General features: G+C 45.3%; 7 protein-coding genes and 2 pseudogenes. 2 read left to right on the top strand and 7 right to left on the bottom strand.

All coding sequences use genetic code 11. The features are described 5' to 3' along the window. The 3 genes from ACCI49_RS21415 to ACCI49_RS21405 form a co-directional block, all read right to left on the bottom strand. Positions 1–7,310, bottom strand: a 7,310-nt coding sequence (locus ACCI49_RS21415; RefSeq protein WP_371841267.1) for an RHS repeat-associated core domain-containing protein, incomplete at its 3' end; no start/stop codon positions are given. A gap of 59 nt (positions 7,311–7,369) precedes the next feature. Beyond that, the gene (locus ACCI49_RS21410; RefSeq protein ID WP_371841265.1) at positions 7,370–7,732 is read right to left on the bottom strand and encodes a hypothetical protein; all 363 of its coding nucleotides are present in this window, start codon (positions 7,730–7,732) and stop codon (positions 7,370–7,372) included. Between the two features lie 488 nt (positions 7,733–8,220). Beyond that, entirely contained in the window at positions 8,221–8,604 is a 384-nt protein-coding gene (locus ACCI49_RS21405; RefSeq protein WP_371841264.1) for a hypothetical protein, read from the bottom strand. A 1,014-nt stretch (positions 8,605–9,618) separates the two neighbouring features. Between ACCI49_RS21405 and ACCI49_RS21400 the strand changes: the two genes are divergently transcribed. After that, on the top strand, positions 9,619–9,951 hold the full coding sequence (locus ACCI49_RS21400; RefSeq protein WP_371841263.1) for a response regulator receiver protein: 333 nt from the start codon (positions 9,619–9,621) through the stop codon (positions 9,949–9,951). A 655-nt stretch (positions 9,952–10,606) separates the two neighbouring features. Here ACCI49_RS21400 and ACCI49_RS21395 read toward each other — a convergent pair. The 4 genes and pseudogenes from ACCI49_RS21395 to ACCI49_RS21380 all read right to left on the bottom strand — a co-directional run. Further along, a pseudogene (locus tag ACCI49_RS21395) lies at positions 10,607–10,738 on the bottom strand (hypothetical protein); the annotation flags it as partial. 467 nt (positions 10,739–11,205) lie between these two features. Further along, positions 11,206–11,589: a hypothetical protein gene (locus tag ACCI49_RS21390; RefSeq protein ID WP_371841262.1), complete on the bottom strand. Its 384-nt coding sequence runs from the start codon at positions 11,587–11,589 to the stop codon at positions 11,206–11,208. Beyond that, entirely contained in the window at positions 11,544–11,792 is a 249-nt protein-coding gene (locus ACCI49_RS21385; protein WP_371841261.1) for a hypothetical protein, read from the bottom strand. Before ACCI49_RS21385 ends, ACCI49_RS21390 begins: the two co-directional genes overlap by 46 nt. A 163-nt stretch (positions 11,793–11,955) precedes the next feature. Then, positions 11,956–12,186 (bottom strand): GDCCVxC domain-containing (seleno)protein, encoded by a 231-nt coding sequence (locus ACCI49_RS21380; RefSeq protein WP_371841260.1) that lies wholly within the window; start codon positions 12,184–12,186, stop codon positions 11,956–11,958. A gap of 452 nt (positions 12,187–12,638) precedes the next feature. On the opposite strand from ACCI49_RS21380, the pseudogene ACCI49_RS21375 reads away from it, so the two are divergent. Continuing rightward, positions 12,639–13,098 (top strand): annotated as a pseudogene (locus ACCI49_RS21375) (transposase); the annotation flags it as partial.

The raw sequence follows: 13,098 nt of genomic DNA, 5'->3' as shown, positions 1-13,098 counted from the left end.
AGAATATTCACACCCTCTTCCCTTAAGAAGCCGGCAAAGCTAGGCCCCTGAGCCTTTTGTGCATTAGCCGAAGCTTCCAGATGTGCCTCATGATTAAACAAATGCACAGCCGCTGCGGTCATAGCACCACGAACACCATCCCCGCCCGTCGCTTCTGATGCTAAAAAGCCAAAACCGGAGACGACCAAAGTCCGCATTGTGGCATTACCTATACCAGTTTCGTTTAAGCCCAATTTTTTTATCGCAGAGCCACCCAGGGAGCTTGCTAAGCCGCTAATAGCCCCTTGCCTGAATCCATCACCTCTAAGCAAGCTAATCCCACCTTGCACAGCACCATGGGCCGCGGCCTTAAAAGCCCATTCGTAGTCGCCCGTATAATTTTCAAACTGGCCACCGACAAAACTGGCTGCCCCAGCCGCTAATGCCGACCAGGCGGCATTACGCAAATCCTCGGAATTCAAGCTCCCTTTCTTTAAATAGGTAATACTGACCGACACAGTTGCCGCCGTTCCCGCAGCCCCCCAGAAACCGGCTTCGAACACACCATAGCCCTCGGCTCCCAACGCAAAGCCACCGGCTGCAGCTAATGCAATCGTACTGAGAATTTGCAGAGCTTCGCTGTCGGTATCATGCGCTGCCACAAAGGCTACAAAGGCCGCGGTTAACCATACCCAGTGTCCACTGGGGTCGCGACCTAAGATTGGATTACCTTCCACATAACTATATCGGTTATACGACAGCGGCCGTGTGATATCCGGTACAAGGCTATCCGCCGAGATAAAGCGTCCAATCACCGGGTCGTACATACGGGCATTCATATTGACTAAGTCCACCTCTTTAACCGTCTCGTGTGAGGTGTAACCACGTAGATCCCCCGCAAACCCCACATTGGACAGCATATTTTCGGACAACAGACTGAAGTCGCTGGGCTTGTTGATTATGGAATTGATAAGCTGTTTGTAATCCACATCATCAGCGATCTCTACTTCACGCTCGTCAACAACAAGCTCGGTATCTGGAGCTTCTTGTGGCAACAAGTGCTGAATCAGTTCGCCATAAGGAGTATAAAAACGGCGTTCCAGTACCTCCATATCCGACCCAGTCACCACTTCACCGCTGCCGATAATATCACGATGATAATAAGCCACCTGATCCGTTTGCAGTGCCTGTTCAACTACATCAGTCGTTTCTTTTTGGCGTTTTTCATAGGTAGCAACAACATCATTCCCATTCCAAACATGGTGGCGATGGATAATCTCTTGTGTTGCACCATTAGCTGCTTTTTGATGCACTACTTCATAGCTAGGGCTCACGTAATAGATAGTCTCCGCATCGCTGTCTTTTATGACTCGTTTGTGAGACCCATCGTAGCCGTAATTCACTCTAATGCCATTGGCAGTGACTTGACGCACCTTATTAAAGGCAGTCCATTGGTAAGTGCGGCCGTCACCGGTCAGCATATTCCCGTTACTATCATAACCATAGGAGAATGTCTGGTTGTCCAGTGTACGGCTAACCAGTCGATTAGTGCTGGCGTTAAACAGCATATCACCGGCACCAGTCTTGAAGGTCAGATTCCCGCGCTCATCGTAGCGATATGAGCGATTGAGTGATTGTTGCTGTATGGTGTTAGCTACGTTAACAGCCTGACTATAACTCCAATCCGTTAATCGCCCCTGCACATCGTAGATAAAGTTTTCTTCGGTTTGGTGCTTGTCGGTGAGCAAATCTTGCTTAGCAGTTACCAAACCCCGATCATTATAAGTGTATTCAATATCTCTCAATACTGTACCGCTGTAGGAACTGGTTGAGATTCGCTCAATTAGCCCGTTCTGATCATTAAAATGCCTAACCGTTCGCAATCCGTTACCAAACAGCTCCCGCTCTAATGCTCCATCGGGACGCCGCATAGTGGCCATCCAGATGTTTAGCCGCCCATTCACTGCGGTTAAAGTTTCCTGAACGCCGGTCGCCAGCGCCAGGTCTTCCACATCAATGCCCATACTCAGCAGACTGTTTTCAAAGTGATTTTTTGATTGTCTATATTCAAACAAGTCATTACGCAGAGCCTCTAAACCTTCGATAGAGCCCTCACCATCGATAATTTTTTGATAGGCATTTAATTCCTGTTTAGCCAGCGCTTTGTATTGGTCAATTTTGGATTGGTAATAATTTGCTGCCTGTTGCAGTGTCATATCGACCAATTGATTTTCCATAAAGGTCACAGGCATCTTGAGAAAGAAGGTAATCTCCCCGCTAATGGGCACCCATGTTTCTCGAGTTACCTCCACCGGCATCATAATCTTGACGGTATCAACCTGGTCAATCTGTTCACGGGTAGCATGCGCGGCCTTTAACTCCACATCGGCCAGCGCCTCCCAAGAGGCAGCCGCATTTTCATAAATTTGATAGGGTTTAACATGACGCGGCTTGTAAGTGTAAGTAAACTCCGTATCCATGCCGGTTGTATCAACTCCTAGTTTTTCCCAAAATGCTCGATAGTCAATAGTCCGGCTTTCCTCATAATATTTAACCGAGCGGTCCGTCATACCGGCATTAACATCCACCGGGTTGCGCTCACCGGCAAAAACGGAAATGTTATGGGTCTCGTAACGTTTACATTTTTTTGGGCCCAAGCCACCCCAACTACGTTTTTTCTTTGTACAACGTTTATAACGGAAATTATAATAATTCCCCGATTCACCAGTATACTCAAAAGTCTTGTCGCCAAATTGTGCACGTAATTGCGCCGCTTTTTCACGCTCCACTCGCGCTTGTTCGAGGTAGCGCTCAGCCATTTCTTGGTGTTGTGTTGCGGTTTTTTCTAGGTCTTGTATTTGACGATTGGTTTCTTTTAATAAGCCAGCAAAATATTGCACCTTTGCGGCAAACTCGATAGCACGTTTGTGATGATATTCAGCTTGACGCTCGAGTTGAGCAATTTTACTCTCAGTTTCAACATATAACTTCAGCAATGCTTCATATTCACGTTCAAGCACACTGTAGTTAAAATCCTTAAAATCCTCTTGTGGAATACTAACACTGTCAACAGCGCCTGTTTGATCGTACTCATAGTGCACCTCCAAACCATTGGATTCTGTCTTGGTAATCAGCCTGCTGAAGTGGTCATAAGCATAAAGAGTGGCAAAACTCTGGTCCTCAACGGTCAAGGTTTCGCTGACTGCCAACCCCATAGTGTTATATTGCCACTCTTTTGTGGCCGCAGGGCTCTCCTCTCTCTGCAACTGACCAATACCGTTGCCAGTGCTGAAATAATGCCAGGTGGTGATGCCATCGGGATCACTACGTTTAACTTGCTGTCCAAGCGAATTATATTCAAATGTTGTCACCTGCGCTTTGGCATCTCGTTGCCAAACCAATTCACCAAAGGCGTTATACCGATATTCCCAAGTTCCCATAGATGGGTCTATCTGTTTGGACTTATTGCCCACATCATCGTATTCGAGCGTCGTAGTTAGACCGCCGGTAGTTGTGGTCAGCAGGTTGCCCATCGGATCATAGCTGTAATCAATACTAAGGCCGTTTTCGGTAATTCGCTTAGCCTTACCATGGATACCCATGTCCGTGACTTTTTGATAATCTACATAACGCTGGGTCGTCGTCCCCCTATGGTAACTGTAGGTGGAGGTGACCGGTGTGCCATAAGGGCCGACTTTGGTTTCCTGCTGCACGCGCCCTACTGCATCATAGCCAATGGTAATCCAGCTCGGCGTTATCGCTTGCCCGTTGGTTTTGAAGTACGGCAAGGTGGTCGCTGTTTTTCGGCCATAGCGATCGTAGGCCGTAAACACCATTGAAACCCGCTGATTTTCAGTGTCGGAATAACCCAATCTTTCGACTTTGACAGCGCGCCCCTGCGCATCATAGTAAGATATGGTCCAGGGGCCTGCCGCTGTGCTTTCTTTGACTTTGTAAACAATAGGGTTTTTATAGCTAAGAGGGTAATTTGGTGCCTCATTGATCCAATAGTTGTCAGCGGAATCGGCCCAGAAAAATTCACGAGTGATTTCGTTACTGTCATAAGACTCTTCTTTAATCGAACGGCACATATCATCATAGTGGGTCCGAATTAGTCGCCCGGCTATATCAGTATGAGTTTCCACACCACCGCAACGGTCATGATAACTAAACAATTCTGTCTGATTAGCGGAGTTCGTCTGCGTCTTTACACGCCCCAGCGCATCAAAGGTTTTAGTCAGCGATCGAGACTCCCCACTACCGGAGCTTGTTACCTTTTCTGCATTACCACTACTGTCGTATTCGTACTCAATCGTAAGACTCAACGCCGATGATGCTTCATTAATCTGTTTGGATAGAAGGCCATTATGATTGTATTGGTAATCCACTTCGCGAACAATACGATTGCCACTGCTATCACTGTGAGTCACCGTTTGCATGTCCGGTCGGCCAAGCAACCACAAAGAGGTATTATTTACGTAGCTGGTCGATGTTACTGTGGTCAGGGTCTCGTAGTCCTGCTGCTTTGTAAGTGTGATAGTCTGCGGAAAACCATAAGTATCGAAATCACTATTGGTTGCTTCCGTGATGCTTACTATATCGCCGCTCAGATCATTCTGCTCTTCCGAACTGCTGTCGAGTACAACACGTACGGTGCCATTCGATTGCGTTAAGATGCCATAGTGATTGGTCTTGCGCTTGAGCAAAACATTATTCACCGTTTCCTCAATAACTTGTTCACGCCCCTCCAAGTGACGCTGTAGATAGAATTGCGAACGCGTTGTGCTGTTGCGTTCGCTATCGTGCCATTCTACAGCAGCGAAGCCGCGAATATCCTCAGTCCGATTAACCAGAAACCCTTCATATTGATAGTTGATCGCATTGCGAATAGCTGTATTACTATTTCTATCGTAGGCACCGGAATCCGTTGTGATCATTGAGACAACTTTGCGATTTTGCGGATTTTCATAAAAGCCGTCAGGAATAGAGGCCGCAGGTTTGTATAGCCCCGTACCCAAAAGATTTTTATATTCAATATCCGTACGCCGACCAAAGCTATCGGTGACCCCCGTCAACAGCGCATGGGGTGCAAAATTGTCATTGGTTACGCAAACTACACCATCAATACTGCGATAACAGGTGTCGGTATAACCATCATTGTTAACATCGGTTACAGGTAAAAACTTGCCGAAGGCCGCTCTTACAGCGCTGGACCGATACTCGGTTGTGCTGCCAAACCAGCGGCGCACAAAGTTTGCATAGGCTTTAACCACCGATGTATCGACATCAATATCAGCATTGATAATCTGTCGCGGCGTTAATACGCTAAATTGGTTCACTTCGTTGTAAGCACAATATTGATAACCGCCGTAAATCACACAAAAATCGGCGAGACCATCGAGATTCATGTCTGACAATGTGATAGATGCCAGTGTTGCATCCTCTCTGTCCTCAAAGGTAAATAAATGGCTAATATCCAGCCACTGTCTGGCTTGTGTCAGTCCAGCACCCGTATTGATTTGACACTGATAGAACTGGCCATTTCCATAACAGATATCCACTAAACCGTCGCCATTCAAATCTCCATAGCGCAGAGTCAGGCTAAACTGGTGCATAGCCTCACGAAATTGACTATCAGCCCAATCTCCGAGCGGCGCTTGTGGCACATTCAAATTGGCCACCACCTGGGGGGTACTGTATTGCACAGCATGAGTGGAGGGGTTGACACTTCGATAAGCACACTTGAAATCACCGAGTAAGGTCAACCAGCAAATATCGAGGTCCAAATCGCCGTCAATATCTTTCCAATCAGGTTTAGGAAAGTTAATCCCTTCATCTGTGGTCAGCGCATGGCGAATATTCAACGGTCCATCCAGGCCAACTAGCTGACCACTAAAAGATGATCCTGTATTTTTAAAGCAGCGATAACTCTCACCAATAACACCACAAATATCGATATTGTTGTCGCCATCCACATACTGAAAACTGGGAAACTCCTCACTGCCAATACCGCCGCTGCTTTTGGTAGACCAGTAGCTCGCCGGATTAAAATGATTTCCTCCACTATTGAGACCACAACGCATACCGCCTTTGTTAGCGATGCAGTAGTCGGAATAACCATCACTATTCAAATCAACCATGTACAAATTGGCGTAATAGCTGTAATCATCCGCACTAGCAGCAAAACCCAAATCTTCAGACCAGGGAATAAGGCTACCGTAACCAGTACCATTATGCAGAGTACACATTAAACCCTTTTCGGGCTTGTAATAACAAAAGTCTGTGTAACCATCGCGATTAAGGTCTGCTGCAGCAAAACTGGGGCGATAGGCAAATCCCACCTCGGGCAAATCTCCCTGAGCCTTATAGTACGATTTGGGGATGACGATCGTTTTATCGGCCGTCGCATCTAACGCTTGCCCACTCGTAGGCTGAGGTAAGTAATCAAACAGAACCGGTTTTAAACAACCGTCACTACCTGCGTTTCCATAACAGCGAGTTAATGACTGCAGTCGTTCGGCTGCTATACCTACGTTGGTACTTTCGTAGTTGAAACGGTATTCAAAACTATCTTGTGAGCCGGCGATTACTTGAATTTTTTGCAGTCGCTTATCCAAAGTGGCTTGTACACCTTGCTGATATTGTGACAGTGCATTAAGTCGATCTTCATACACAAACTCCACACTGTAGCCGGGATAAATGATGCGCATCAATAGTGGCACAGACGTTTCGGAATATTGGTAGGTAATTGCATTGCCGAATTGATCTTCTTTTTTTACCAACAGCCAGTTGGCAAACAAATCAGTAGCCAAGCCCACTCGCTCATAGCGCAAGATATAGCCATCGGGGGAGTACTGCTCCCAATAAATTGGCGTATTATTGCTACCGCCACCTGATATATACTTGGTATTATCGTCCTGATATTTGCGGTACTCGGTGCCCGCTGCACCATTTCCTCCAGAAATAGCTACCAACTTTTTTCCATCGTGACAAAAACGTGAATTGGCATTGCGCTCAATACCGGCTGAAAAACTGTCCTTTTGTTCGTTAGGCGTGCACCGTGAAATACTCGATGAAGAGGATAGAGAAAAACCCATACCCAAGGTGCCAGGGCCGGATTGTTGGTGGTAATTCAATGTCAAATTAGGGTTGAGATTGTGAATACTCGAGGGTGTCGGCAACGCTAGTGAATACGATAACGAACCATTACTAACACTAACATCACCGCTAATATTTCCAATGATGTCCTCTGCGCTAGAAGATATGCTACTGAAAAGCATATATAATGTAACAATAACTATTCCGAGCTTGCTGACTTTCACGGCATTCATCCCCTATCACCCAACTCTAAGCTTTTATCTTTTTATTACTATCAATTCACACAAACAACCTAGCGGTTGAGAATATCTGCGTAGCGAGAACGAAATTCTTCTTCTGTACCGCCCGTCATTTCATATAGCTCCTGCTCCGCCTTGGCAGCCTGCGCATCAGCTTTGAACATTTCTTGCTCCATTTCAGCAAGCGTTTGCATCTGATGCAGCATTTCATCATCTGATGGTAGTGCCACGGGTTTAGAATCAGTGATCAATGAGACTTTCCCCGCTTCATTCTTTGGATTTATTACTTCGTGCTGAAGCTCTGAGAAGTATTCATCCACATGAGAATCACTAGGTGATCTTATCTGCAGCCCCCAATAAGTCGTACCACCAAGCAACGCTACCAGCGCGGCCACCAACACAACGCGATTGGGCATATCAAGCCTCCAAAATTTTAGGGAACCTCTGAATAATTCCGAGTCAATTTGGCAATATTTTATATTCTGTTAAGCATATGATAAACCATACACCAAGTCATCTTTGTTAAGTAGGCCGAAAACCTGCCGAAAAAATTTCTTCCCCAAGTGCATATTCTTATCCCTTGACAGGGACCGGAAACACCTATAATTCATTATTGCCCGCAGTGTAAACGAGGTCGACAGCCGTATTCATAGAACACCCAGAGTATTTTGCATTTGCTAAATTAGCGAGGCATGCCATTACAGAGAGCATTGATATTTTCTTCATTTTTAATTTCTTAGCTTAATTTCGTATTTCAACACTTCAAACAGTGGGAACATATGCACTCCCATTCTCAGTTGTCAGGATTTTGGATTAAGCTGATAAATGCTACTAGTCCCAGTTGATGATAGGGCGTCAGTATATAACATTACCTCCCTTTTCTCGCACACCCAAGAAAGCAGAACTAAGGAGCATACAGCCATATACGGTCAATCTTCAAATAACCATTCTGAATCCCTCTCATCTGTATAGTTACACTACGTCCAGATGCTTGGGCGGTCAGGGCTGTTGAATAAAGCATTTTGGCAAACTCAGGGTTTTCATCGGCATCAACTGCAGCGGCAAAGCCAGATCCTACACTAAGACCAATACTTGCCGGAACGCTTAATGGTACAGGCGTATCAAAATACAACAATATGAGATTATCGTTATTCACATAGACACGCTCAACCTTACCGACGTATTGGCAATACGCATCACTTCCTGAATGGCAGGTCGGTGTCCCTGCCTGCAAATTGTTCGCAATCAACAAGGCTACTACTGCCATAAGCACACTAAAATATTTCATTTTATTTCCATATATTTAACGGTCAATTCAGAAGAAGGCTCAATGTGTCAGCCTACAACAAGATCAAGTTTCACCAAAAACTAAAACTCAATTACACATTGAGACACTAAAGCCTACCCCTGCTGAAATATTGCGGGATAGCGAATATATTAACGCAACTTTTCTCTGCTACATTCTCACTGTTATTCAACAACTTTGGAACCCCCTAAACCTCAATTACTAAAAATATTTCACCGATTGATGCACGAAGATGTCCTTGGTATCAATACAAAAGTCAGCTTCAAAGATCGATATCCTACCTATAGAGAGCTACTCCTCATTGCATGAGATAATGAGCCCGCCCTACCCTGAGTACCTATTCGGTATTGCTGCAGGCAAATCAATAAGCGAGAAGCCAGCCATAATAATCTCTGGATGGACATTAAGAGTATCGGCTACATTGGTAAATACTTTGCTCAAAATTTGATTTTTAATGCCAAGCTTGACTATTGTGTGGCTCTCTACCCCAGAGAACGTATCAAACCTCTAGTCAAAGATGTCAACATGCAGGGGAATCAACTTTCCGTAAGAACTTACAACAGCTGGTACTGCATCAGCGGCTCGGGGACATCCGAAACATTGATCACGATTCCCGGAATATCAGTGGCTATCGATGTTTTGGTACCAACAGGCATCTCATTTTTTTACCTGTGAAGCCATCAGTGGCTCAGGACCACCATCTTCATATCCCTCACTCTCCACCTAATCACTGCCAATGACTGGAGCTTCACCGCAAGTGGCTGCCTCTTGCCTGCTAGCAATACACCAGACTCGCATGTGTCGCAGAAGCAGCGCAGGTTTGTTGTACAGAAAAGGATTGCGCGGTCAAGGAAGTGGGGTTATAGGCCTTTCTGACACCGATTAAAAATTGTATAATTGAGGATCAAGCCCGGATATTTCCGCACTCTTTGAATCATATAAGGTCAGGCCGTTGCCAGATAGTGGGCTGCCCGGCCAAAAAAAGGTTAAGTTAAGATGTTTAGACTTAAAGTATTAATTATTTCAATACTATTCTCTCTTCCTGCTATAGCAGAAGATACGTGGCATAATTCTACAGTTTCAGATATATATCCACTTAGTGATGGAAGTTTTGTAATTATTTTTAACGAAGATTCCCCGTCCTGCTCAACTAGCACCAAGCCTCACCAGTACTTAGTAAAGGTGGGACAAAACAGCGTAACGCAAGAAGGTTTAAATTTAATGTTTAGTGCCGCTTTGGCAGGGGCCGCAGCCGGAAAAGAAATTCATATAAATTTTGAAAATATCAGTGGAAACTGCCTTGTGAATAGATTACGTTTGAGCTATTAAGTATTTATCAGCTATATACTACTGTGTCAGAAAGAAAGAATACACTGCACTCGAGACACGCTGTGAATACATCCCTGTAAGCTCGCAATCGGCATCCATGCCTCATATGGTCCCGAGCGCAGTGTATTCTTTATTTCCCTCTTTTTAGTAACAAAGTCACTTTTGACCTAACTTTTATAGTTACTCTCCACCACTTCTAAATGGAAGAGTAACTATAAACCTTCCCACCATCATCTTTCAGGCAGATTCAGCATGTAAAACTTTTCTAGCTTTTTCGATATTTTCCGCACTTGACTTCAGTAAAAATGGTGCGGCACACGAAGCTTGCAGAACTCCTGCAAAGTTTGACAATTTTATTGGGCACTGATCTTCAATAACACTCTGACCGCCAATCTTTACAGAGGCAACCAAATAGAGACCCTCTTCCAGTTGTGCTGATAATCCAAAGGTAGAATTATTGCAAAAATATCCACGAAAGAGTCATCGTACTTACCAAATAACACATCCTCTACCGAAAAAGTTATCAAAACATACCTTGATCTTCCCGTATATATTCCTATCTACTACAGTATGTTTTTCTACTTTACCAATAAAAACTGATCAGTAGAAACTAGCTCCTCAAAAACGAATTTTTTAATTGCAACAAAGGATGTATTCACAGCGCGTCTCGAGTGCAGTGTATTCTTTCCTTCTGACCCGGTAGAATCTTCATATTTGTACTGGCAATAAAGCGCACCTGCCTCTTCATTTTTCGAATATAAATACCGTTCCACATAGTGCACTCACCCTGGAAGACGGTGTGCCATCAACCCGCCCCACGGTTATGCACATTGGCCAGCAACACTCTCCAGTCATTACCATTGAGGAAATCCAGAAGTCATGCTACTGCCGAGGAGAAATAAGCAGAACCCAATAAGACGCACCCTCGCCTCAGCCCCCTTCAAACTTGCCAGCTGCAACGGGAAGGACACTTCTTTGAGAATCAGTCACGTATTGCCTACGTATATCAGGGCGAAAACATCGGCATTTTCTACATTCTCCAACACCATTGCATCACAGCCGTAGGTATGACAGACGGAGTCAGTGAGTTAATGCAGCTCTGTTCGAACTCTTCATCACCTTCCAGCAGCACAACTTAATAGGGGGCATTCTGCATACACCGGCTAAGTGCATTAGCAACTACTTCTCCTCCAGGGAATTGCAATAAGAGCTAAGTAGAGCCCCCATTAGCTGCTTGAACTCATACGCAGCGCGCTACTGGCTTATCTTACCGCCGGAGTCCACTATAGAACGACCCTGTCCGATCAGCAGCTTGAACTGGAGGGAGGTCAGGATCGGACCCTTACCGGCCAATTTCTCGTGATCCTTCATAGGCTCCTGATGCAACAGGTGGTGCAGGTCCACGGTAACTTCAACATCGGCCTCTTTAGGAGGGTCAGTTACATGCACAATAGGCTCACCAGGATGGACTTGATTCTTGCCGTCGGATTTCTTCTTATCGACTGTCTTAGGTGTAGGCCCGGTCAATGTATTAGGGAAAAATTGTGACGGGTAGCTTCCGCGCAGCGTTAAAAATGCGGTTGCGTGCAGCACTACCCGTGGGAATAGGCGATATCGTGGTTTACTTGATATTTCCAAAATCCGGCCATCAACTCCTCTATCTGGTTCTGCATCATATTGACCAGGGCTGAGTCGAACTGGGATTCTGAGATTTCAGCGAACAGATCGTCACGGAACTTTTGAATGCAGGGGCTTCGCCTAAATTGGAGAGTGATTGAGACCCAGCTAAACCAGCACTTGGTAATATTGAGTAAGCGCAGGAATGGAGAGCCTTCAACCATTGGAAGCCCTCTGACTCTGAGGATGAGAAAACCAGCGCTAGGCGGGCTTCGGGAAATCAGGTGATAAATTTACGTATTTATCGCGACATGGATCTTTTATACTGATCTGACACGAAGGGAATCAGGGGCTTTCAACCCATTGATTTACTTTGATTTTTACTGTTCACTTTGAAGAAGAACAACAAGGTTTTCGGCCTTGTTGAATTGGAGGGCAAGGAACCGTTCCATAAGAGCAAAACACACAGCAATCACCCTTCCTGGGGCTTAGTAACTCGCTACATTTTTTACATTCATAGAACCACTGGCAAGCATTTATCGGCATGGTTTCTTTATGCCTATATCCACACATGGGACAAGTAATCGTAGAGGTTTGATTTATATTTTTTTCGTGCATTTAACCACTAATCAATATGAAAGAATACTTTCATGGCAAATAAAACGGAAAGAAGAATGAGCTGCAATAACCCAACAATAACAATAGACATAGGAATTATCAAACTTAATAACCCCGACTTCCTAGCGGACTTAGTAATGCACAACAAACTAAACGCCATGCATATAAACCCAACAAGCATTAAAAATTTTAGATCTACATATAACCAAACTCTTGAAATTGCTCCATAACTATGAATACCAGCAGCCCATACAGGTAGAACGATTGCGAATCCAATGACGCTTAAGAGGATACTTAACAACCCATGTCCATTTACCCTCACAATACAGCAGCCTCTTTCTGGCAGATTAAATTTGTAGCTTAAGACCAAACTACCCGGCCTTCAATTTATTCAGTAGTGCTCAGAACTTTGTGTCATTTCTTTATCATTAACAAAAAAAAAGAGATGACCCATGACCAAACCCACTTTCGATATGGATGCCGCCATCAAGGCCTTGCGTGAAGGCAAAGACCTCAGTGGCAAAGATGGCATTCTAACTCCTCTGATCAAGCAACTCACCGAAGCCGCCATGAAGGCAGAGCTGGAAGAGCACCTCGCCAGCGAGGACAAGCCCAACCGCAAGAATGGCACCACCTCAAAAACCATGAAAGCCCCGCTGGCAGTTTCGAGCTGCAGACGCCGCGGGACCGTACTGGCACCTTCGAGCCACAAGTCGTCAAGAAGCATCAGACCCAGCTTACCGACGAACTGGAGCGCAAGATCATCGCCCTGTTTGCCTTGGGCAACAGCTACCAGGATATCCGCACACATATTGCCGATATCTATGGCATGCCGCTTTCCAACGGCACCATCAACACTGTTACCGACAAGCTGCTACCTGAACTTCAGGCCTGGCGTGAGCGCGACCTGGA

It is taken from the genome of Microbulbifer epialgicus, from assembly GCF_041447265.1.
Lineage (GTDB): Bacteria > Pseudomonadota > Gammaproteobacteria > Pseudomonadales > Cellvibrionaceae > Microbulbifer > Microbulbifer epialgicus.
The sequence above is the reverse complement of the archived record's forward strand: the minus strand, read 5'-3'. Positions and strand labels throughout refer to the sequence as shown.

What these genes read in the sequence shown, in the direction of transcription:
- ACCI49_RS21410 (WP_371841265.1), bottom strand. Translation starts at nt 7,732, where the DNA reads ATGCCCAATCGCGTTGTGTTGGTGGCCGCGCTGGTAGCGTTGCTTGGT.
- ACCI49_RS21400 (WP_371841263.1), top strand. Translation starts at nt 9,619, where the DNA reads ATGTTTAGACTTAAAGTATTAATTATTTCAATACTATTCTCTCTTCCT.
- ACCI49_RS21380 (WP_371841260.1), bottom strand. Translation starts at nt 12,186, where the DNA reads ATGCACGAAAAAAATATAAATCAAACCTCTACGATTACTTGTCCCATG.
- ACCI49_RS21385 (WP_371841261.1), bottom strand. Translation starts at nt 11,792, where the DNA reads ATGGTTGAAGGCTCTCCATTCCTGCGCTTACTCAATATTACCAAGTGC.
- ACCI49_RS21405 (WP_371841264.1), bottom strand. Translation starts at nt 8,604, where the DNA reads ATGAAATATTTTAGTGTGCTTATGGCAGTAGTAGCCTTGTTGATTGCG.